The organism is Enterococcus sp. DIV1421a (assembly GCF_051711025.1).
Classification (GTDB): domain Bacteria; phylum Bacillota; class Bacilli; order Lactobacillales; family Enterococcaceae; genus Enterococcus_B; species Enterococcus_B hirae.
In genome coordinates this window covers 2,600,815-2,624,679 of record NZ_JBIOLU010000001.1, presented here as the reverse complement: position 1 = coordinate 2,624,679, position 23,865 = coordinate 2,600,815, and the positions used below count along the sequence as shown (strand labels likewise).

The window sequence follows — 23,865 nt, the reverse complement described above, 5'->3', positions numbered from 1 at the left end:
GGTGGTACCACGTAGATTACGTCCTATAAAAAGAGCAATCTTTTTATAGGACTTTTTTGTTTTCTTCAGATGAAGAAGCAAAAAAGTGAGGGAGACCTCACTACACTTCGACAGATTGATGTGGAAGTACAAATAGATCAGGGGGATAGAAAATGAGTTATAACCATAAAGAAATCGAAAAGAAATGGCAAAAATACTGGGCAAAAAACAATACCTTCAATACCCATGATGATCCTGAAAAACCAAAGTTCTATGCGTTGGATATGTTTCCATACCCATCAGGTCAAGGACTGCATGTTGGACATCCGGAAGGCTATACAGCAACAGATATCTTATCTCGTTTTAAACGCAGTCAAGGATTCAATGTCTTGCATCCGATGGGATGGGATGCGTTTGGACTACCAGCCGAACAGTACGCATTAGATACAGGAAATGATCCAGCTGAATTTACACAAAAAAACATTGAAACATTTCGTCGTCAAATCAATTCTTTAGGGTTTAGTTATGACTGGAATCGTGAAGTCAACACAACTGATCCAGAATATTACAAATGGACACAATGGATCTTTACAAAATTGTACGAAAAAGGCTTGGCATATGAAGCAGAAGTAGCAGTTAACTGGGTACCTGAGCTTGGTACGGTGATCTCTAATGAAGAAGTGATCGATGGAAAAAGTGAACGTGGCGGCTACGATGTCGTCCGCAAACCAATGCGTCAGTGGATGCTGAAGATCACTGCATACGCAGATCGTTTACTTGATGATCTTGATTTAGTAGATTGGCCAGATAGCATCAAAGAAATGCAACGCAACTGGATCGGTCGTTCAGTAGGAGCAAATGTTGAATTTAAAGTTGCTGGAACAGACAAAACGTACACGATTTTTACCACACGACCAGATACACTATTTGGCGCAACGTACTCTGTTTTAGCTCCTGAATTAGACTTGGTGCAAGAAATCACGACACCAGAACAAAAAGCAGCAGTTGAAGCATACATCGAAGAGACAGCTAAAAAATCAGATTTGAAACGTACAGATCTAGCGAAAGAAAAAACGGGTGTCTTTACTGGAGCTTATGCCATCAATCCAGTTAATGGAAAAGAGATCCCGATCTGGATCGCTGACTATGTGTTAGCTTCTTATGGCACTGGAGCAATCATGGCTGTACCTGCTCACGATGAACGTGATTATGAATTTGCAAAAACCTTTGATTTAGAAATTCTTCCCGTGATCGAAGGAGGAAATATTGAAGAGGCTGCTTATACGGAAGATGGTCCTCATATCAATTCTGAATTTTTGAATGGCATGAATAAAGCAGAAGCCATTGCTAAAATGAATGAATGGTTAGAAGAAAATAGTTGTGGGAAAAAAGAAGTCAGCTATCGTTTACGTGACTGGTTATTCTCACGTCAACGTTACTGGGGGGAACCAATTCCGATCATCCATTGGGAAGATGGTACAGTCACAGCTTTACCAGAAGAAGAGCTGCCATTACGTTTGCCTAAAACGACTAATATCAAACCAAGTGGAACAGGAGAATCGCCACTTGCCAACATCGAAGAATGGGTGAATGTTGTCGATCCTGTGACTGGTAAAAAAGGTCGCCGTGAAACCAATACAATGCCACAATGGGCAGGAAGTTCTTGGTATTATTTACGTTATATCGATCCACATAATAAAACAGAATTAGCGAACTATGATAAATTAGAACGCTGGTTGCCAGTAGACATCTACATTGGTGGAGCAGAACATGCCGTTCTTCACTTGCTGTACGCTCGTTTCTGGCACAAATTCTTATATGATATCGGTGTTGTACCTACAAAGGAACCATTCCAAAAATTATACAACCAAGGAATGATCTTGGGAGAAAACAACGAAAAAATGTCTAAATCACGTGGCAATGTCGTTAATCCAGATGATGTCGTGGCCAAATATGGCGCAGATACATTACGTTTATATGAAATGTTTATGGGACCATTAGACGCATCGATTGCTTGGAGTGAAAATGGACTAGAAGGAAGCCGCAAATTCTTAGATCGTGTTTGGCGTTTGATCGTGGATGAAAACAATAAGATGCGTGATCGAATCACCACTTTAAATGATGGGAAATTAGATAAAGTGTATCATCAAACCGTCAAAAAAGTTACGGAAGATTACGAAAATCTTCACTTCAATACAGCCATCTCTCAATTAATGGTGTTTGTCAATGAAGCGTATAAAGTGGATGCACTACCTTATGAATATATCGAAGGATTTGTTCAATTGTTGGCACCGATCGCACCACACATGGGTGAAGAACTATGGGCAATCTTAGGAAATGAGGAAGGTATTTCTTACGCAGCTTGGCCAACTTATGATGAGTCAGCTTTAGTCGAAGATGAAATCGAAGTTGTCTTCCAAATCAATGGTAAGGTCCGAGGAAAAGCTAATGTTTCACGTGACTTACCAAAAGATGAACTTGAAAAAATAGCGATGAACAATGAAACGATCAAAGAAAACATTGCTGGCAAAACTGTTCGTAAAGTGATCGTTGTACCAAATAAATTAGTAAATATCGTGGCTAATTAAAAAGCAGGAACAAGTGAATTATAAGAGATTGTTGAAGGAGCTTTCGATGAAACCCAGAGCCACTTCCAGAATGAAGAACAGATCATTAAAAACAATTTTGGCTGTTTCAGTATTTTAAGATGTTTTATAAGTCGCAATCAGTCCAGCAAGTTTATAACTGAATAAACAAAATAGAGATTATGACAAAAGTGTCTAGCTCTGAGAAATAAGCCGGAAAAGAGGTTGAGCCATGTGTTGGCTCAACCTCTTTCTTCGGCTTATTTTCCGTTAGAGCTTGATACACCGTGGATAAGATCGTGAAAGAGGCGGATAGCTCCGAGCAGATGCTTAAATACTATTTATTTGTCTTGAAGGTCGCTTCCTCTCAAACTCTTTTATAGAAAAATAAAGTGAAGAGAAACTAAAACAAAGAAAATATCAATTGAAGAGTTAGAACCATTCACCGAGTGGAAGTTTGCTGACGTTTTTTTTTGTGAATGACTATCCAAGATGAACAGTTATTTTTTGTTAGTTACAAAAGTGAAAAAAACAAAAAGTGTTTTATTAAAATTGCTTATGTCTCATAATATTTGCATCGTGATACCTTTTGAACGTAAACAAATGACACATTTTTTTAAAACATTGTTATTTTTATTTAGTTGGCATGTTTTCTTTTTTTTTTAATACCAAGCTATAGTATTACGCTATTTTGTTTTTTTTATTTTAGAAAAATGACAGTCCGATGAAACAACCGCAAATCTGTTAAAAATTACCATTCTATCGGTAAAAAAAGGTTTTGTTCTAAGCGGATAATCGTAGATAATTTTAGTGTAGGTGTTTCATATGTTTTTGGAGGTGAGTATACGTAAGATTAAAATGAAAAATTTTTCTTTACATAGTGATTTTTGTTATGTTAATAGTCAAATAAACTATCATCTCATGAGCAAAAAAGTAACCTTTTACAAATATTAGGAACGTTCACACTAGGAATGTTCATAAGAAATAATAAAAATTTTGTTTATTTAATCTTTCCTTTTAGAGAATTTGAGCAAGGAAAAAGAGTGAGTGTATTAGTAAGAGAGGAGGACAGAAAATTTGAAAAGCAAGCATTTGCGAACGATAACAACCTCTTTGTTGTTGTTCCAAAATTGTCTTTATCCATTAACCGTTTTTGCTGAGGAAGCACCACCAGAACTAGATACGGAGTTTGTACAGGATTTACAAAATCAAGGGGAACAACCAGTGATGCAAGAACCTGTTTCACCTGAAACAGCTGCAAACGACTCAACAGAAGAGTCAATCGAGGTAGAGGAGCCAGTAGAAGAAAATACAGAGGAAATCGTAGAAGAAGCACCTGTAGTTGAGGAAGTACCGATCGTTGAAGAACAAGAAGTGGAAGAAGTACCAACTGAAATACCAACTGAACAGCCAACTGAAGTAACGGAACCTGTGACTCCATGGGAAGATCCTGTACCACCAGTCCTTCGACAAAGTGCTGAGTTAAGGAAGAATAATTTACCAAACCTAGATAAATATCGACCTGATCTGATAGCAAATGGGAAAAAAAGTTATATTGAGAAAACGTTAGCGACACAGATTAATCGCACTATTATGTTGGGAGCTGCCGTTGGTTCGAAGACTTCCTTTACTGTGAATGTGCCTACCTATGAGAAGGTCACTCAAGATAAAGATCATGGTTGGATTTCTTGGATAGCAAGTAATCTAACCACAACGGATGATTATCCATACGATACGATGTATTATGGGAATCATTCATCTTACCGCGGAACGTATACGTTAACGATTCCATCTGATCAAAGTGTCAATGGGTACCAAGTGACGGTTACGAAGCCTAGTATTTCTTCTTATGCCGCATCTTTTACCGTCACGATCACTAGGCTGGCATCGACCAGTGCAAAAGAAGATCGATTAGTACTTAACGGAGACGTGAAACTAGGGACGACGGCTGTAGCCTCCCAATACTCTGTTTTAGACTCGATCCCGATCGAAGATGTTTCGTATGTCAATGCTTTGCTGGGAACGATTACAGTGAAGAAAGAGCAACCTGAATTTGAGATCAAAAATGAAGTGACCGTTGAAGCACAAAGAGGAAAAGAACTGTCTACGAGCATCCTAAAATCGTGGTTTTCTACGATATCGGAGAATTCAGGGAATTATGACTATAGTCTGTCTTCCGGACCGGCAGAATGGGCACCTGGAGCAACTGGAAAAGCTACAGTTATTGTCAAAAATAAAACAACGAATAACACGCAAGAATTTACGACTAACTATACTGTTGTAGATACTACTGCACCAAAATACACAGTAATCAGGGATGCACCATTGGAGGCTAGACGAAAAGGGAGTCTTACTGATGAAGAACTAAGGAGTATATTTGAAAAACTAGAAGATAACTGGAGTAAACCGGAGGATCTCCAGATTGAGTTATTTGATTATAACGGTTCCAACGTTCCTTGGGAAATTGCTGGGACTCAACCAGGTGTTGAAATTGTCAAGGTACGTGTGACCGACCAAGCAGGGAATGCTGCTACGGGAAGTGGTTATCGTATCCAAGTGGTTGATACTACGCCTCCTGATGGGAAACTAAAAGACAAAATCGTGATTGAACAAGGAATGGAACTGAAAGATTTAAGAGGTTTACTAGAGGGTGATCCAACCGACAATTGGTCCTTGCCAGAAAAAATCAGTCTTTCGTTGGCTGTTGATGGCGGCAAGCAAGTCTCGGAATTACCTAGGGGAGAGCATAAATTTACGCTAACCTTGACGGATGAGGCTGGAAATCCTAAAGAGCTCAAAGGTACGTTACACGTCGGTGATGCGTTTAAAATCAAATCGGAAGTGGTTGTCCAAGCACAAAGAGCCAAAGAGCTATCAACTGAAATTCTCAAAAGCTGGTTTGAACAATTACCAAACAATCCTGACAGTTATGACTATCGTCTAGTCTCCGGACCGGCAGAATGGGCACCAGACACTAACGGACAAGCAACAGTCGCTGTCACAAATAAAGCAACAAATGAAACAAAAGAATATGAAACGAAATACTCCGTCGTAGACACTAAAGCACCCACCGCAACACTTAAAAAAGAGATCGTGTTTGAAGCAAGGCGTACAGGTGCGCTCACGCAAGCAGAACTACGAGAACTGTTGATTGAGAGTGATCTGCAAGATAATTGGAGTTTACCAGAAAAGATTACGATCGGATTGACTAAAATCGGATCCGCAAATGAACCGTTTGAACTTGTTGGAAAGGCACCAAGTATGTACGGTAACATTTTTATTACTTTAACAGATGAAGCTGGAAATACGGCTCGATACATGAAAAATATTTCAGTCGTTGACACGCAAGCACCAGAGGGCAAGCTTAAGGAGTCACTGTTTTTTGAAAAAGGCAGTAAAGAGCCAGATTTACGAGAGTTATTAGATGGCGAACCCACCGACAACTGGTCGCTACCAGAAAATATCAAACTTGCGTTAAGCTTCAAGGACGGCAAGCAGTTTTCAGAATTACCTGAAGGGGCGCACGAGTTTACGTTAACCTTGACGGATGAAAGAGGAAATGCTAGAGAACTTAAGGGTAAGTTGTACATCGGTGAACGGTTTGAAATAAAGTCTGAAGTGGTTGTTGAAGCACAACGAAGCCAAGAATTATCTCGGACGATTCTAGAATCATGGTTTGATAAACGACCAAAAGATACCGATGATTATGAGTATCGTCTGACTAATGGACCGAAAGAATGGGCACCTGGAGCAACTGGAGAAGTAACAGTTGCTGTGAAAAACAAAACAACGAATCACACGCAAGAACTTACTACTAAATATACAGTAGTAGATACGAAGGCACCGACAGCAGAGTTTGAACGGAGTGTTTCATTTGAAGCAAGACGTACAGGCAGTCTTAGCCGAGAAGAGTTAATGAGTGTGATTAAAGAAGGGACTTTACAAGATAATTGGAGTTTACCAGAAAAGATTACGATTGGGCTGGAGGATCTTCAAGGAGGAAAGTTTGAAATTGCTGGGAAAGTGCCTTCATCTACTGCGTATGTTGTAGCCTCTGTTCTAACAGACGAAGCAGGAAACCAACAACACTTTTCACCTATAAATCTATTGATCGAGGATACAACACCTCCAGAAGGAAAGCTAAGAGATTCACTTGTCTATGAGCAAGGAAGTGAAATGCCGGATTTACGAGAGTTGTTAGATGGCGATCCAACTGACAATTGGTCCTTACCAGAAAATATCCGACTTGAGTTAACTTTCGAGAATGGCTTAGAATTTTCTGAGTTGCCTGCAGACGATCATCGATTTACGCTGAAATTGATTGATGAATTTGGCAATAAAACAGAACTAGACGGAATATTGACGATTACATCTAACGCACAATACATCGATGTCACCATTCCTGCACGTATGAGTTTTGTACAGGAGGATATTCTAGCTGGTATCGCTTCACCAAATTATGAGATCAAAAATAATTCCAACCGTCCGGTATCCGTTTATGTGGATGCCATGACTAGTCTTGAAGAAACCGAACGATTAACTGAACTGACATTAGGTTTGCAAAATACAGATCATGAACAAGAGGTAGTTTTAGTATCAAATGGTCAAAATCTATCAGAAACCGTTGAACTTGTCACTTTAACAAGTGAACAGAATGCTTATGAGTTCTCTTTCTTTGGAACAGCAGGTGACAACATCTTGTCGGAAACCTTAGATGCGCCAATCAGACCTAGTTACTTGATGCAGTTGCATTTTAAAACACCATGAGATATAGACCTATTCAAAAGAGATCGTGAAAGCATCGGATAGTTCCGAAAACAAACAGAAAGAATTTTTTAACCAACTAAAAAAGAAACTGAGGCAAGTTTTAGCTCAGTTTCTTTTTTTGTATGTTTTTTTCTTCCTAATCGATACGGAAGTATTTCTTTTGTAAAGAAAACGTTTACAATCTATACTTTAAATAGAACGAAAAGGAAGGAGCAAATAAAATGAAAAAAGCATTGATTATTTGTGCAGCAGGGATGTCATCTTCTATGATGGCTTCTAAGACCACGGATCTATTCAAACAAAAGGGGGAAGAAATCGAAGTCGATGCGGTATCTGCGACAGAAGGCGATAAAATGATCAAGTCAAGCGACTTTGATTTATTTCTCATTAGTCCTCAAACCACGATGTTTTTAGATAAGTTTGTTAAACTAGGAAAAACGGTTGATAAACCTGTGGTTAGTATCCCCTTTCAAGCGTATGTTCCGATTCCCACAGGTATTCAGAAATTAGCGGAATTGATTGAAGAAAATATCTAACTAGGAGTGGATAAAGATGAAACAGATCGAAAAAGCATTGTTAGGGCTATTGATCAACTACCAAAAAAAATATATCACTAGTCATGAGCTTTCTTCTGAATTGTCTTTATCTGATCGAACAATCCGTAAATACATGGTTGATGTCAAAGAGAAAATTGAAAAAAACGGAGCAAAAATTATTGCCAAACAAGGACAAGGATATCAGTTGGCGATCTTAAAGCCTTTGGCATTTGCATTTTTTTTAAAACATCAAAATATCGCAGCTGATCAAGGCATGTCTGAAATGGAATTTTTTGAAACTGAAGATCGTCAAAAATATCTGTTAAATAAGTTATTGCTAGAAGATGAAGCCATTTTTATGGATGAATTAGAGTCGGAACTCTTTATCAGCCGTTCTAGTTTATCCAATGATCTAAATGAGATAAAGGCAAAAATTGAGCCCTATGCGTTAAAAATTTGTTCTAAACCACGACAAGGAATGTGGATCGAAGGATCAGAGCAAAACAAGCGCCATTTTATTATGGACACGTTTTTTGGTGATCAAGCAGCAAACTCTTTAAAAGATTATTTAGTGAACAGTCACTTTTTCAATGAATTCAATTTTGAAGAGGTTTTAATCATTATTTTAGATGAGATCCGAGAAGCAAATTTAAAAGTTTCTGATTTTATCATGCAAAATCTAGCATTACACCTAGCCTTAACGATCAAGCGAATCAACGAAGGATTCCCCATTGAAGCTTTAGATTTTAGTGAAGAGTTAGTGGATCGCCGTGAATATCAAGTAGCAAAAAAGATCGTTCAACGAATGAATCGTGTGACAAAAGTACCTTTTCCAGAAGCGGAAATTCATTATCTGACGTTGCATTTGGTTGCTAAGTCTAATCCCATCGAAAAAATAAATGATGAGCTGCTTTACGAGGAATTAGCAAGAGTGATTGAGCAGCTTGCCGACTTTTTTGGCGATTCACTGATTGAGGATCAACAATTAAAAAATGGTCTGCTTAATCATTTGACGCCAATGGTGGTTCGTCTACGGCAAGGGATTACTTTAGAGAATCCGTTGACTGAGGATATAAAAAAAGAAAATATGGTCGCCTTTGAACAGACGAAAAGAATATTTAGTCAAATGCCTATGTTACGACAATTCACGATCAATGAAGATGAATGGGCGTATCTTACCTTACACATCATGGCAGCTTTAGAAAAAGTCAGAACAGCGAAAAAAATACGGGTATTGATCATTTGTGCAACTGGTTATGGAAGTGCGCAATTGTTGAAGAATCGTGTGCTTGCTGAGTTTGGCGAAATGCTATTAGTGACTAATGTCAAAGGTTATTACGAGATCAATGAAATGACTTTGATGGGCGTAGATATGATTATTTCATCAATCGATTTATCAACGATGATTTTTAAGATCCCCGTATTACATGTGAGTGTCTTTTTGAATCCACTAGATAGCCAAAAAATTCGACAGACGATTGCGGACTTACAACCTTGTCCGTCAAAAAGAATAAAAACTATTTGCACAGATTCTCCGAAAAAAAGACAGGATTATCATGGCCAGCTTTCTGAAAGATGGTACAAAGTCTATTCTGAAAGACCAACTAAAGAGACGGTGATTTTAGACCTACTCTCGCTTTTAGAAAAAGACGAAGTAAAAGATTATACCCTTGAAATGATGGCACAAATCAGCAAGCGAGAGAAAATGGGACAGATTGTCTTCAGTGAAACCGTTGCAGTCCCACATCCAGCTATTCCAGTAGGGGTCACGACAAAAATTGCAGTCGCAGTGATTCCGGAGGGGATGTTTTGGGATGATTACCAACAGATCAAATTTGTTTTTCTCGTGTCACCATCTTTTATTGAAAACGAAGAAATTACTATAGTGACAAAAGCAATTGTGCAATTAATTGATCGCACAGATTTGCAACAACAAATTTTAATTGAACCAACGTTTGAAAATTTTAGCAATCATTTTGACGAGGTGATTGAATAAGGAGGAATACGTGTGACTGGAAATATGACGAGTGAAGAATTACAAGTCATCGCTTTTGATATTATTTTGCATAGTGGAAATGCCCGAACATTGATTCATGAAGCCTTCAAACTTCTACGGCAAGGAGAAAAAGCGGAAGCGAGTCAACAATTAGATAAAGCAAATGAAGCTATTTTAGAAGCGCATAAAGCCCAGACAAACTTGCTAAAAGAATATGCAAGTGGGCAAAAAATCGAGATGGAGATCATCATGGTCCATGCCCAAGATCATTTAATGACAACAATGACCCTTTTAGAAGTTGCAAATGAAATGAGTTATTTGTATCAACAAAAAGCTTGAAAGAGGAGATTAAGGTGGATGAAACTAAGAAGCAACAATTAGCTTTAGAAAAGAAACAATTTAGTTTGAAAATCATGTACTTCAATCGTTATCTTGTGATTCGTTATTTGACAGCCTTTTTCTTTTTCATCAATCTTAATTGGCTAGTACTACTATTAATCGCAAGAAGCAGTGCCTGGCTACTGCCGCTTAGCTTGCTGGGTTTGATCGTTCCTGCTATCGGTGAACAAGTCATACTTTATCGTACGCACACGAACCGAGCACCTTGGACGAGCAATTATTTTAAGATTCAAGGAATGATGAACGTAGGAATCAGTGGCTTACTACTTACCCCATGGTATCGCTCATTTTTTCCATTTATGGCTAATGATCATAGCACCAAGCTATTTTTACTCGCATTATTTGTAAGCGGTATCTTTATTTGTGGCTTTTGCTGGTTCCGCTTAGAAAAAATTGAACGTAATCAAGACCGTCAATATCAACGTGTTAAACAATATGAAAAGAGTTCACAATTAGGGAAGGGGAGTAACTAATGTTTAAATTTTTGGAAAAGTATTTGATGGGACCGATGGGGAAAATTGCACAAATGAAAATCGTTCGGGCGGTAATGGCAGCAGGGATGGCTTCGATTCCATTTACGATTGTCGGGTCGATGTTTTTGGTTTTGAATATCTTACCTTTACCATTTCCATTTCTTGAAGGGTTTTTCAACGCTACATTTTTTAAAGTCAGTGATTTGTACATGATCATCAACACGATGACCATGGGGATTTTATCCATTTATTTTGCTATTGTTTTTGCTTATGAACTGACTTCAATCGAACGAGATGAACAAGGGTTGAATGTCAATCCTTTAACTGGTTCACTGCTTGCGGTATTTGCTTTCTTCATGTGTATTCCGGAATTAGTGTTATCCGATGGGAAAGTAAGCTTGATTGCTAGTATCTCAGATACGGAAACTGTCGTGAACGGGATTCGGATGGGCTCATTTGTCGAGCGGCTAGGCACTTCCGGTATCTTTACAGCAATCATCATGTCATATATAGCTGTTGAATTATATTGCATCTGTGTCAAACGGAATTGGGTCATCAAGATGCCTGATGTAGTACCTCCAGGTGTTTCTCGTTCCTTTACAGCTTTGATCCCTACATTTGTGATTGGCTTCGTCGTGATGCTTGTTAATGGTCTGTTGGTTGTATTAGGAACAGATATCTTCAAAATGATTGCGATCCCATTCGGATTTGTTACGCAATTAACGAACACATGGTTAGGGATCATGGTGATCTATTTCTTGATCCATGCACTATGGATCGTGGGTATCCACGGCGCCAATATCATTACTTCTTTCTTGACACCAATCGTATTAGCGAACATGGCAGCAAATGCACAGGGAGCGAATTTCCCGCTTGCTGGCGAATTTAATAATTCCTATGTAACAGTAGGAGGATCAGGGGCCACATTAGGATTGATCTTCTTCATTGCCTTTTTGGCTAAATCCGATCAATTAAAAGTACTAGGGAAAGCTTCTCTAGTTCCAGGTATCTTTAATATCAATGAGCCAATTATTTTTGGGATGCCAATTGTTTATAATCCGTATCTGGCTGTTCCATTTTTCCTAGCACCGATGGCATCGGCTTCACTAGCTTATTTTGCCATTCGCTTCGAGATCGTTAAGCCAATGCTGGCGCAAATGCCTTGGCCTTCGCCAGTTGGTGTGGGCGCATTTGTCGGTAGTGGGGGAGACTGGAAGGCGGCTGTTTTAGCAGTATTATGTGCAATTTTAGCGTTCTTCATTTGGTTACCATTCATCAAATACTATGACAATAAACTGTTGACTGAAGAAAGAGAAAAAGCAGCCGAATTAGCTGCGGAATAAAGCCATGTGATTTGCTTCAATTAATTCAATAAAAACAAAGATAGAAAACTACGATAAATATGAAGCGACCTCCAAAAAATCTAATTTTTGGAGGTCGCTTTAATACGTTTCGCATCTCGTATTTTTTATTGTAAACAAGTGGTATTCATTGAAATACTCAGTCTTCAATCAGTTCTTTGACGACTTCATAATCGCCTTTATAAGGAACATCTATCCCATTGATTTTTTGATAAGGATCGACTCCTTTTCCAGCGACTACAACGGAATCTTCGGGATTGCTGATCGCTAATGCTTGTCTGATCGCTTCTGGGCGATCCATTTCATAATGAACCTCAAGTTCAGCATTAGTGATAGCTGCATTGATTTCTTCAGCGATTTTTTGCGGATCTTCAAACGCTGGATCATCCGCTGTTAAAAAGACGACGTCAGCCGTTTCTGATAATACTTTTCCGAAATCCTGACGGCGAGAAACTGCTTTGTTTCCGGGGCTACCTAGAACAACGATGACCCGACCCTTCGGATGTTCTTTTTTGGCAAATTCTAATAATGTTTTTAAACTGAGATAATTATGTGCATAATCGACATAAACATGACTACCATTTTTTTGGATCAACTGATCCATCCGTCCAGGCACACGTGCTGCTTTGAGTCCTTTTTGGGCATCCTCGATGGAGGCGCCAGTCAACGCAGCCGCAATGATAGCACTTGTTGCATTTTCTTGGTTGAAATCACCGGCTAATTGGATCTCATAGTCTGCTTCGATATCAAGTTTTCCGTTGTGTTTGATCAAATGAAAGGCATGGTTCCCTGAAGTTAAACTTTTTACTTCATAATCAGATTCGGCAGAACGTCCATAAGTGATGTAAGGGACGTTTGCTAACTCAGCCGTTTCCTGTAAAAGATCGAAATGATCACTTTCATGATCTAAAATCACAGTTTTAGAATTTAAAATCAATTGACGTTTGCAATAGAAATAATCATCAAAAGTTGGATGTTCAATGGGGCTGATATGATCAGGAGAGATGTTCAGGAAGATTCCTACATCTAGCGTTAAACCATATACCCGTTGCGTTTTGTAAGCTTGTGAGGATACTTCCATCACTAAATGTGTCATGCCATTTTTTACCGCTTCCGCCATCATGCGATACAAGTCTAATGATTCAGGCGTTGTTAAATGGGATTTAAAAAAAGTTTGTCCATCTAAAGTCGTGTTCATTGTTGAAAGCAACGCTGTTTTATTGTTTGTCGCATGATCTAAAATGGCTTTGGTAAAATAAGCTGCCGTTGTTTTTCCCTTAGTTCCAGTGTAGCCGATCACTTGCAATTGGTTTTGGGGATACTGATAAAAAGCCATGGAAAGGATCGCCATCGCTTTGCGAATATCAGTCACGATGATACCAGTTGCTGTATTTTCGTAAGGCTGTTCAGCAACGTAGTAGCTCAAACCATTCGAGATCGCACTTGTTAAATACTCTTCTTTGAAATTCAGACCTTTACAAAAAAACAGCGTCTCATGATCTACTTGGCGTGAGTCATAACTTAACTTTTTGAATACAAATTGCTCAGGAGCATCTAAATGCCAACCTTGAACAGAAACAAATTCTTTTAATAAATTTTCTTTGATCAATAATTTACGGATATCTTCTAAAGAGAAGCTCATTGAATCATCCCTCACTTTATTATTCATTGGGTTCTGATTTATTATAGCATACTTCAAAAGAGTTGCTAAAAAGGGAATCAGCTATCTAAAAAGAGAATAGGAAAGAGAAAAAAACTCAAAACGACCGAACGTGTTGAGCTTTTTCTCTTTTTTATATAAAAATTGCTTGTTACTTGCCTAGCATTACTGACCTATCTGAAACGAATGCATAACACATTGTTCCAACAGAACAGTTCTTGATTTTTTTGCACGTAATTCTTGAATCAACAGTGAGAGCATCACGCCTCTAGATCATTTGTGATCGGATAGATCCGTCCCAATAGCTTTAAGAATAGTGAACTTAAAACGATAGAAAATAAGACATAGAGGGTTTCCCTCAATCCAAACACAAGATAATTCAACCAAACAATGATTAGATTCGTTAAGAGTAATCCTTTAGAAACCGGGATACGGAAGAACTTTTGGAGGATGATTGGTGGGATTGTCACGCCACCGTTTGATGCACCAACTGTATAAAGCGTATAGACACCCGTACTAAAAAGTAGACTTCCCATGATCAACGAAAGAAGATGAGAATAAAAAATCGGTGTTTTAGGAATCACATCTAACACAAGTGGAAAGAGCAAACTACCAAATACTGCTTTAATGAAGATCATTTTTCCTAATAAGAGTATAGCTAATAGCAGCATGATGACATTCACTGACCAAACCGTGATGGATCGTGGAATCAAAAAGGCGGTCTCAACTAAATGTCCGATCGCTCCGACTCCTGCTGAAGCAATGTCATGTGGCAGTAAAAACCAATTCAAACCAATGGCAATAAAAACGACACCTAGTAAAATGATCGGTGTTTTTTTCAATTCTTTCAGCATAAGCGCATCCTCCGTTCGCTAATTATAGAACTAGTATAGCATAAGAAAAAAACAACTCGTTAGTAATTATAAATGTTAAATAATAACGAACATTATTGAGGAGAAACTTTATGATAACTAGAAAGAAAACGTTATCTTAAAAATGTTGAATTTACAGAAAAATCACACAAAAAAGATTGCCAGTTTTCCTTTTTACTATTAAACTGTTAGTAATGTTTTGAAGAAAGTTGGAATCTGATCGATGACTAATCAACGAAAACCAGCAATGGAAAATTTAACACCTCAAGAAAAAATGGCTCGTGGCTCTGCTTGGATGACAGCTAGTAATATCATATCCCGGTTACTCGGGGCTATCTACATTATCCCTTGGTACGCTTGGATGGGGGAGAATGCGAAAGCTGCTAATGGATTATTCAATATGGGCTACAATATTTATGCTTTGTTCCTATTGATTTCGACAGCTGGGATTCCGGCGGCGATCGCCAAGCAAACCGCTCGCTACAATTCATTAAATGAATATGGGACTTCTCGGCGTTTATTTATTCGAGCATTACAGATGATGGGTGTACTAGGACTCTTATTTTCATTATTTATGTATGTGGCTTCGCCTTGGCTCGCACATGCTTCTGGTGGCGGAGCAGAATTGATTCCAACGATGCGATCACTCAGTATTGCGGTACTTGTTTTTCCTTGTATGAGTGTTATACGAGGGTATTTCCAAGGAAACCAAGAAATGATGCCGTATGCACTTTCCCAAATCGTGGAACAAGTCGCACGGATCTTTTACATGTTGCTTGCGACCTTTATTATTATGAAAGTCATGAAAGGCGATTATGTCACAGCAGTTACTCAGTCGACTTTTGCTGCATTTATCGGAATGTTATCAAGTATTTTGGTTTTGTTGTATTTTTTGAAAAAACAACAGGCGTATTCAGCGGCACGTGTCCAGTATAGTCATAACCAAGTCAACGTAGCGACAAAAGAATTGTTACTAGATACGATCAAAGAAGCGATTCCGTTTATTATTGTTGGGTCAGGAGTGACGATCTTTAAATTGGTGGATCAGTTCACCTTTATTAAAATCATGTCAGCAACGACTGAATATTCCAAAGATCAGTTATTGGATCTCTTTTCAATTTTCAGTGCAAACCCAGATAAATTGACGATGGTCGTGATTGCGCTTGCTACTTCCATCGCTTCTACTGGGTTGCCGTTGATCACCGAAGCAGTGACGATCAAAGATCACCGTGGTTTAGCGAAACTGACAAGTGGCAATTTACAATTGTTTTCGTTCTTTATGTTTCCTGCTACCTTTGGCGTGATCCTGCTAGCCTATCCTTTAAATACGTTGTTTTATGCACCTGATAAACTAGGAAGTCACGTGTTGATCCAAGCCAGTTTTGTGGGGCTGTTCCTTGGTCTATATATGTTAGTTTCCAATATGCTTCAAGGGATGTTTGAAAATGCCGCAGCGATCCGTTATCTTGCAATCGGTTTTGTCGTGAAGGTGATCTTGCAATATCCAGCGATCCGTCTGTTTGAAGTCTATGGTCCACTATTTGCGACGATGATCGGTTTTGCTGTTTCTTGCACGCTGATTTTAAAAAAGATGCGTCAAGTGGCACGTTTCAAACCAAGTTTTGTTTGGCGGAGAACACTATTGATTTTTATTTTGACACTGATCATGCTGATAGCAGCTGGGGTCACGAAGTCTGTTTTCGGTTTATTCCTCAATCAAGATAGTAAAATTCAGTCATTGTTCTTGATTTTATTTGTAGCTGGTGTTGGCGGTACGGTGTACGCATACTTAGCGTTAAAAATTCGATTAGCAGAACGTCTTTTAGGGCCAAGTATGGTTCGATTACGCCATCGATTAAGGATCAAGTAGTAAATAAAATTTGAAAAAAGAAGTTAGGAATAATGTTCCCTATTATCCCTTAACTTCTTTTTTCAATCAAATGGAGGAAAAGCATGCGATTAGACAAATTTTTAGCGGATGTCGGATTAGGCAGTCGCAAAGAAGTCAAGGCACTAATCAAAAAAGGGCACATCAAAGTGAACGATCAAACCATTAAAAGTGACAAATTCCAAGTAGATGAATGGAAGGATCAAGTGACTTATGAAGGCGAACAGTTCATTTACCAAAAAGATTTTTATTATATCCTCAATAAACCAGCTGGAGTAATTTCAGCCACTCAAGACAACTACGATCAAACAGTGCTTGATCTATTCGACGATACTTCTTATCGAGAAGACCTTTTTCCAGTCGGGCGTTTAGATAAAGATACAGAAGGGTTATTGGTTGTGACAAATGATGGCGGCTTGGCGCACCGTTTACTATCCCCAAAGAAACACGTCGAAAAAGAGTACTTCGCTGAAGTTAACGGTATCATGACCGAAGCCGATGTACAGGCATTTAGTCAAGGATTGACGATTGATGGTGGCGAAGAAACCAGACCTGCTCAGTTATCGATTGTTTCAGTCAATTCGGAAGATGAAACATCGGTGATTCGCTTGATCCTGCATGAAGGAAAATTCCATCAAGTCAAACGGATGGTCAAAGCCGTAGGAAAAGAAGTCACTTATCTTAAAAGAATCCGAATGGGGAACTTCCTGCTCCCAGAAGACTTAGCACTCGGTGAGTATCGACCAATGACAGCTGAAGAAGTCAAGCAGTTAGAGGGAAAGGAAATGTAATCAAACAAAATACAAGAAGAAACAAAAGCCAGCTAGCCTGTTTTTAGGCTCATTGTCAAATGATAAAATGATAGTTAGGGTATCTTCGATAAGCTGAGTATAAGACATCTTGAATCCTTCGATGAATTGGTTCGCCCAATTCATTCTAAAGGAGTTCAAGGTGTCTTTTCTTATTACAGCCACATCGCTTTAGTTTATATAAAGCAATATAGTTGCTGTTAACAAAAGAGTGAATAGAAGCAGTATAGGATTGATCGTCTGTTCAAAACTCCTGTTCAACTAATCGTGAGTATTGTCTATCTCAAAACGAATATAACTTGTACAGTAGCAACTTAAGTACCTACTAGAATATCAGTGATTTTCATTCTAATGAGCGGCTGATTTTTCTGCATGTTCGACTTCTTTATCTATACCTAACACCCTTTTTTATGCTCATTTCATCCGTGTTTATTTAGAAATTACTGCCATTAGCCAACGATTTTTTGAAAAAATTGATCGCTAAAATTGAACCTCTGCCTAATTTTGTTATCTATATTTTGTATCATTTTATCTATAATTTGTTTATTTATTCCTTTTGTTGTAAGCGCTATAATTGGCTTGTGAATGACACGAAAGGAGTTTTACGATGAAAAAAAGAAAGGGGTTAAATCATTTTTTTGCTAATCTATGGCGCTACAAAGCTTTAGTACTGATGGCTGTGCCGGGGATGCTATGGATGATTTTTTTCTTTTATATCCCAGTATTAGCAAACGTAGTAGCATTTAAAAACTTCCATATTTCTGCTGACGGGTTTTTAGCTAGTTTAAGAGAAAGCCCTTGGGTTGGTTGGGAAAATTTCCGCTTCTTATTTACTTCTGATCAAGCTTTCTTGATCACTAAAAACACCATTTTATATAATGTTACTTTTATTCTTTTGAATTTATTGATTTCCGTTGTTTTTGCCATCATTATGAGTGAATTACGGAATAAACGACTGGTAAAAGTTTACCAAACAATGTCGTTACTTCCTTACTTTCTATCATGGGTCATCATTGGGTATTTTGTTTATGCCTTCTTGAGTCCTGACAAAGGAATCTTTAATCAGTGGATCACTGGGCATGGTGGAGAAGCGATCAACTGGTATAACGAACCGAAGTATTGGCCGTTTATTCTTGTCTTTATCGGCACGTGGAAAGGGATTGGCTATAACAGTATCATTTATTTTGCTTCTGTTATGGGGATCGATCCTACTTATTATGAAGCAGCGATGGTGGATGGTGCCAGCAAATGGCAACAAATCAAACATGTGACGATTCCACAATTGATTCCGTTGATGACGATCTTAACGATTCTAGCTGTCGGGAATATTTTCCGAGCAGACTTTGGTTTATTCTACAATATCCCGAGAAATTCCGGGGCACTTTATGATGTCACACAAGTATTAGATACTTACATTTATAATGGCTTGACCTCTACTGGTGACTTTGGAATGACAGCTGCAGCGGGATTGTATCAATCCGTTGTCGGGTTTGTTCTATTGATGATCACAAATACGATTGCTCGTCGTTTCGACAGCGAATCAGCATTGTTCTAGGGAGGAGAAAGAAATGAAAAAAAAGAAAGTCGAACGAGTACAGATTCGTTCATTTAACAAAACAACCAATTTTTTCTCTAACTTGTTGATCGCATTGTTTGCTCTTTCTTGCATCTTACCGTTTCTATTCGTGATTGCGATTTCTTTTACGAAAGAATCCGCTTTGACACAATATGGCTACAGTTTTTGGCCAAAAGAATTTAGTACATTTGGGTATACTTACTTATTCGGTCAAATGCAAGACAAGATTTTCCAAGCTTTATTTGTGACGATCCTTGTCACTGTTCTAGGGACTTTGATCAATAGTACAGCGACTTCTTTATACGCTTATGCGATTTCAAGATCAAACTTCCCATTTCGGCGCTTCTTTACCGTATTTTGTTTGATCACGATGTTGTTCTCACCAGGGATGGTTGCGAACTATTTAGTAATGACAAATCTCTTGCAGTTAAAAGATACGATCTGGGCATTGATTTTGCCAATGGCGGTCAGTCCGTTCAATATCATCGTGATGCGAACGTTCTTCAAACGCTCGGTTTCAGATTCGATCATTGAATCTGCAAGAATTGATGGAGCTAGTGAGCTGCGAATCTTTGTGCAAATTGTTTTACCACTAGCAATTCCAGGGATTGCAACGATCAGTTTGTTTGCTGCCTTAGGGTATTGGAATGATTGGTTTAATGCGTTGCTTTATATTCAAGATGATAAACTGGTTCCTTTGCAATATTTATTGATGAAGATCCAAAGCAATATTCAATATTTGACACAAAATTCAGGAGCGGGCAGTCAATTGACAGGCGGACTTGCTTCTGTTCCGGGAGAATCAGCTCGAATGGCGATCGTCGTGATTTCTACTTTACCGATTGCGATCAGCTACCCATTCTTCCAGAAACATTTTGTTAAAGGATTAACGATTGGTGGAGTAAAAGAGTAATGCAATAAAAATATAAAACAATTTAGGAGGAAGAAAAATGAAGTTATGGAAGAAATTAGCCTTTACTGGCGTTTCTGCAATGATGGTTGGAACATTGGCAGCCTGCGGATCGGGGACAAAAGAAAAAGCTGAAGCAAGTGATTCAACAACCCTTCAAATGTATCAAATCGGTGATAAACCAGAGAATTTCGATCAGTTGATGGATATTGCAAATAAACGGATCGAAGATAAAATCGGAGTTAAAGTTAACATCAACTACATCGGTTGGGGCGATTACGAGAAGAAAATGAATGTCATTATCTCTTCTGGTGAAAACTACGATATTGCCTTTGCCAACAACTATGTATCAAATGCGCAAAAGGGTGCATTTACTGATTTGACAGAATTAGCACCAAAATATGCAAAAGAAGCGTATGATTCTTTAGATGAAGCGTATATCAAAGGGAATTTAGTTAACGGAAAATTGTATGCCTTTCCAGTAAATGGCAACGTGTTTGCCCAACAAGTGTTGACTTTCAACAAGCCGTTATTAGACAAATACAATTTATCGATTGATGGAATCGAATCTTATCAGGATGCGGAAAAAGTGTTACAAGAATTCCATAAAAAAGATCCAAATACAGCTGCTTTTGCGATTGGACAAGGATTTAAGGTCCAAGGAGATTTCGATTATCCATTAGGGAATACATTACCATTTGCGGTTGATTTGAACGGCGATGACACTAAGATCATCAATCAATACGATAACAAAACGTTTATCGAATTATTACGTACGATGCACAGCTGGTATAAACAAGGATTGATTCCTAGCGATGCTGCTACTAGTAATAAAGATTACCCACTTGAAGGAAATACTTGGTTAATGCGTGGCGAAACGCAAGGACCATACGATTATGGCGATACGATCTTGACTAATGCAGCGAAACAAGAATTGGTTTCAAAAGCAATCACTGTTCCATTGAAGTCAACTGGACAAGCACAAATGGCCAACTTTGTCGTATCAAATACCTCTAAAAACAAAGAAAAATCAGTTGAATTTTTAGGTTTATTAAATAGCGATCCAGAATTATTGAATGGTTTAGTTTGGGGTATCGAAGGCGAAGCATGGAAAAAAGATGGCGATGACAAGATCAAATTATTAGATGGGTACCAACCAAACATGCACATGTCTGCTTGGAATACCGGTAACAATGAAATCTTATACACACAAGATACGATCACAGACGAAATGATCGCTGAAAGAGATAAATCAATTGAAGAAGCAAAAACTTCTCCAATCTTAGGCTTTAGTTTCAATACAGATAGCGTAAAAACAGAACTAAGTAATATCTCAAATGTCATGAATCAATACCTAGATGGATTAAATACTGGGACAGTTGATCCTGATGAAACATTACCAAAACTAAAAGATGCTTTGAACAGAGCAGGTTATGACAAAGTATTAACAGAAATGCAAAAACAATATGATGCATTTCGTAAGGAAAGTAAATAATTCAAGGAACTGAATCAGTTTCTTGAAAGAAGCAGAACTTTTTCCGAAATTTGCATGTCGAATTTTTGGAGAGTTCTGCTTTTTGATTAGTGTCCGAAGAAATGAAAGAAAAGCAACCAAGTAGCTAAAAGTTCATTAGGTTTTTTATCAAACTGGTTCTTTTACTTTTTTACTACTCTTGTATAATGAAAGGGAATACAATGTTTTTTATGGAGGGAATCGCATGTTAGGTAAAGCACTAGAAACATTATTTATCAGAGTGTGGGTGGTCATGAAATTAACTTTTTATTTTTGGATCTATACACTGATGGGAGCCATCGTATTAGGGATTGGACCTGCTTATAAAACAGTCAACGAATTGTTTTATCTTTATGGTTTTGAATATAAAGAGATTACGTTTAAGCGAGGGTGGGAAACATTTAAACAAACATTTGTCCGTGGGAATGTGTTGTTTGGTTTATTTTTAGCGGGGACATTTTTGCTTGGCTATAATTTATACTTATCGGTTCAAATTCAAGGCATTCTTTTTTTGATTACTGATTTTATCCTGATTTTTAGTTTACTTTATATTTACTCCACTTATCAGTATAGCTTGATTTTAGATAGTGAATACGAAATTTCGATTCCTAACCTACTTAAGTTAAGTTTTGTTTCAGGCTTTTCCAGTTTTTCGACCTTTTTGAAATTGTTGATTGGCGGAGGCATTATTTTTTGGCTAACTTGGAATTATAAAGGACTGATTCTCTTTGGTGTGATTGGCTTATTGACTGTTTGGAATGGGCTGGTAACCAAACAATGGCGGGAAAAACTGGATATGCAGTTAGAAAGCTATGAATAAATGGCGTATTTTATTTTCACAAGGAACACTTCTGAATCGTCTTTTCCGAAAATATGCGCTCGTCCTGATTTTATTAACAACGGTGGCGACTGCTATCATCAGTGTTCATACGTGGGTACAAACGCAAGAGCAAGCCAAGCGAACGACAAGTGAGGCGTTACAAAGTACCAGTCGTACACTGAACGATAAAACGACACTAAGTAAAATCATTAAAGACCAATTGTTGGGGAACTCTGATAAAATCGAGAATGCGACTACTTATCTGACAAAACCGATCAATGAATATTTGATGTACGCTTATGATCAACAACAAAAAACGACCGATTTTGTCTCTTTTCCTTATCTAATGAGAGATATTTATGTCAGCTATGAGGAAGTCAGCTCCGTCTATGTTGTTTTCAGTCAATTGCCTGAGTATCTGGAATCTTCTAGAGCAAATAAAGGTGGGGTGATTAAAAGTGGTACGCCTAAATTGACAGATGCTTTTTATATCAAAATGTCGATCACGCAAGGTGGAAGCGAAGTCGGGAGCATGTTCGTCGGTTTTGAAAAAGCGGAATTGGATGCGGCATTAAAGAGTTTGAATACCTTTAGCGGCTTATCATTGTATATGATCTCTGGTACCACCAACCGTTTATACACATTCCATGATCAAGGAATGACAAAGGATAAACTAGCAACCCAAGAACAATTGATTACAACCAGCCTTCAAGAAAATTCCACTTTGCCACTGATAAACCTTGAAAAAAATAATTTCATCCAGTACCAACAATTACCCGATGATTACCGGATATTGGCTACTTTAGATCGTTCGATGGTTAGACGAGCGGTTATCCAAGATTTAGCACCATTGATTTTCGGTGTATTTCTATTAGATGTCAGTCTGTTATTCTTTTTATACCAAACCTTCAAGCGCTATTCGCAACAAGTAGATCTCGTGATGGATGCAATGAATGAAACGGCCAAAGGGAATTTGGAGACGCGGATCGATACGACCCAAACGGAATATGAATTAAAAGACCTTTCTATAGGGATCAATGAGATGTTGGATAGCATCAACCAATATGTTGAAGATATCTATAAATTGGAAATCAAACAGCAAGATGCCCACATGCGTGCATTACAAGCACAAATCAACCCTCATTTTCTCTATAACACGTTAGAGTATATTCGGATGTATGCATTAAGTGAAGGCAGCGAAGAATTGGCAGATGTGGTGTATGCTTTTTCGGCCTTGTTGCGAAACAATACTAATCAAGAAAAGACGATCAGTTTAAAGGAAGAACTGGACTTTTGCGAAAAATATGTCTATTTATATCAGATGCGTTACCCCAACCGGATCGCCTATCATTTTTCCATTGATCCATCATTAGCAAGTATCGAAGTACCGAAGTTTGTGATTCAACCATTGATCGAAAATTATTTTAAACATGGGGTCGATTTTACACGTTTTGATAATGCCTTAAGCGTGAAAGTGTTTCGTGAAGGGCAGCGAGTCCAGATTATTGTGAAGGATAACGGCAAAGGGATCACACCGGAACGCTTGGCAGAGATCGAATCAAGATTGGCGCATCCTAAAGTCGAATTGTACCAATCGATTGGATTGCAAAATGTGAATGAACGTTTGCGTGCTAGTTTTGGACATAGTTATCAGATGAAGCTAAGTACCAATCAAGAAGGAGGATTGTCTGTCACTATTACATTTAAAGAAAAGGGGTAGG

16 protein-coding genes and 1 other annotated feature (1 of these 17 only partly in view) are annotated in these 23,865 nt (G+C 38.2%); of the genes, 14 read left to right on the top strand and 2 right to left on the bottom strand.

Features of this window, described 5'->3' with window-relative positions:
- Window positions 1-29 (top strand) — a binding site (T-box leader) (it extends 182 nt beyond the left edge of the window).
- Between the two features lie 123 nt (window positions 30-152).
- The 7 genes from leuS to celB all read left to right on the top strand — a co-directional run bounded on the left by leuS (window position 153) and on the right by celB (window position 12,078).
- Complete coding sequence (leuS, locus tag IGK21_RS11840) at window positions 153-2,567, top strand: leucine--tRNA ligase (protein ID WP_034700499.1); 2,415 nt, start codon at window positions 153-155, stop codon at window positions 2,565-2,567.
- Between the two features lie 1,074 nt (window positions 2,568-3,641).
- The gene (locus IGK21_RS11835) at window positions 3,642-7,331 is read left to right on the top strand and encodes a hypothetical protein (RefSeq protein WP_181915156.1); all 3,690 of its coding nucleotides are present in this window, start codon (window positions 3,642-3,644) and stop codon (window positions 7,329-7,331) included.
- 221 nt (window positions 7,332-7,552) lie between these two features.
- Complete coding sequence (locus IGK21_RS11830; protein WP_010736972.1) at window positions 7,553-7,867, top strand: PTS cellobiose transporter subunit IIB; 315 nt, start codon at window positions 7,553-7,555, stop codon at window positions 7,865-7,867.
- A gap of 16 nt (window positions 7,868-7,883) precedes the next feature.
- Window positions 7,884-9,863, top strand: a complete 1,980-nt coding sequence (locus IGK21_RS11825) for a BglG family transcription antiterminator (RefSeq protein WP_034700495.1) — start codon at window positions 7,884-7,886, stop codon at window positions 9,861-9,863.
- A gap of 24 nt (window positions 9,864-9,887) precedes the next feature.
- The gene (locus IGK21_RS11820; protein ID WP_014834421.1) at window positions 9,888-10,202 is read left to right on the top strand and encodes a PTS cellobiose transporter subunit IIA; all 315 of its coding nucleotides are present in this window, start codon (window positions 9,888-9,890) and stop codon (window positions 10,200-10,202) included.
- Between the two features lie 14 nt (window positions 10,203-10,216).
- Window positions 10,217-10,735 carry a hypothetical protein gene (locus IGK21_RS11815; protein ID WP_181915155.1) on the top strand — a complete coding sequence of 173 codons (519 nt, stop codon included), beginning with the start codon at window positions 10,217-10,219 and terminating at the stop codon, window positions 10,733-10,735.
- Window positions 10,735-12,078, top strand: coding sequence for a PTS cellobiose transporter subunit IIC (celB, locus tag IGK21_RS11810; protein ID WP_010721020.1), 1,344 nt, complete (start codon window positions 10,735-10,737; stop codon window positions 12,076-12,078). The genes IGK21_RS11815 and celB overlap by 1 nt, the downstream gene beginning before the upstream one ends.
- Before the next feature lie 157 nt (window positions 12,079-12,235).
- Here the strand turns inward: celB and IGK21_RS11805 are convergent, their stop codons facing one another.
- Complete coding sequence (locus IGK21_RS11805) at window positions 12,236-13,738, bottom strand: UDP-N-acetylmuramoyl-L-alanyl-D-glutamate--L-lysine ligase (RefSeq protein ID WP_181915188.1); 1,503 nt, start codon at window positions 13,736-13,738, stop codon at window positions 12,236-12,238.
- A gap of 278 nt (window positions 13,739-14,016) precedes the next feature.
- Entirely contained in the window at window positions 14,017-14,610 is a 594-nt protein-coding gene (locus IGK21_RS11800) for a YitT family protein (protein ID WP_010736976.1), read from the bottom strand.
- A 241-nt stretch (window positions 14,611-14,851) separates the two neighbouring features.
- Between IGK21_RS11800 and IGK21_RS11795 the strand changes: the two genes are divergently transcribed.
- The 7 genes from IGK21_RS11795 (at window position 14,852) to IGK21_RS11765 (ending at window position 23,864) form a co-directional block, all read left to right on the top strand.
- On the top strand, window positions 14,852-16,498 hold the full coding sequence (locus tag IGK21_RS11795; RefSeq protein WP_181915154.1) for a putative polysaccharide biosynthesis protein: 1,647 nt from the start codon (window positions 14,852-14,854) through the stop codon (window positions 16,496-16,498).
- Window positions 16,499-16,581: 83 nt separating this feature from the next.
- Window positions 16,582-17,307, top strand: coding sequence for a pseudouridine synthase (locus IGK21_RS11790; protein WP_010721016.1), 726 nt, complete (start codon window positions 16,582-16,584; stop codon window positions 17,305-17,307).
- Window positions 17,308-17,932: 625 nt separating this feature from the next.
- A complete protein-coding gene (locus IGK21_RS11785; RefSeq protein ID WP_010721015.1) occupies window positions 17,933-18,880 on the top strand; it encodes an ABC transporter permease in 948 nt (315 codons plus the stop codon).
- Window positions 18,881-18,893: 13 nt separating this feature from the next.
- Window positions 18,894-19,814, top strand: coding sequence for a carbohydrate ABC transporter permease (locus IGK21_RS11780; protein ID WP_010721014.1), 921 nt, complete (start codon window positions 18,894-18,896; stop codon window positions 19,812-19,814).
- A gap of 37 nt (window positions 19,815-19,851) precedes the next feature.
- Window positions 19,852-21,306 (top strand): ABC transporter substrate-binding protein, encoded by a 1,455-nt coding sequence (locus tag IGK21_RS11775; protein ID WP_010721013.1) that lies wholly within the window; start codon window positions 19,852-19,854, stop codon window positions 21,304-21,306.
- A gap of 223 nt (window positions 21,307-21,529) precedes the next feature.
- Window positions 21,530-22,144, top strand: coding sequence for a YesL family protein (locus IGK21_RS11770; RefSeq protein ID WP_010721012.1), 615 nt, complete (start codon window positions 21,530-21,532; stop codon window positions 22,142-22,144).
- A complete protein-coding gene (locus IGK21_RS11765) occupies window positions 22,137-23,864 on the top strand; it encodes a sensor histidine kinase (RefSeq protein WP_034700488.1) in 1,728 nt (575 codons plus the stop codon). The genes IGK21_RS11770 and IGK21_RS11765 overlap by 8 nt, the downstream gene beginning before the upstream one ends.
- Window position 23,865: the final 1 nt, after the last annotated feature.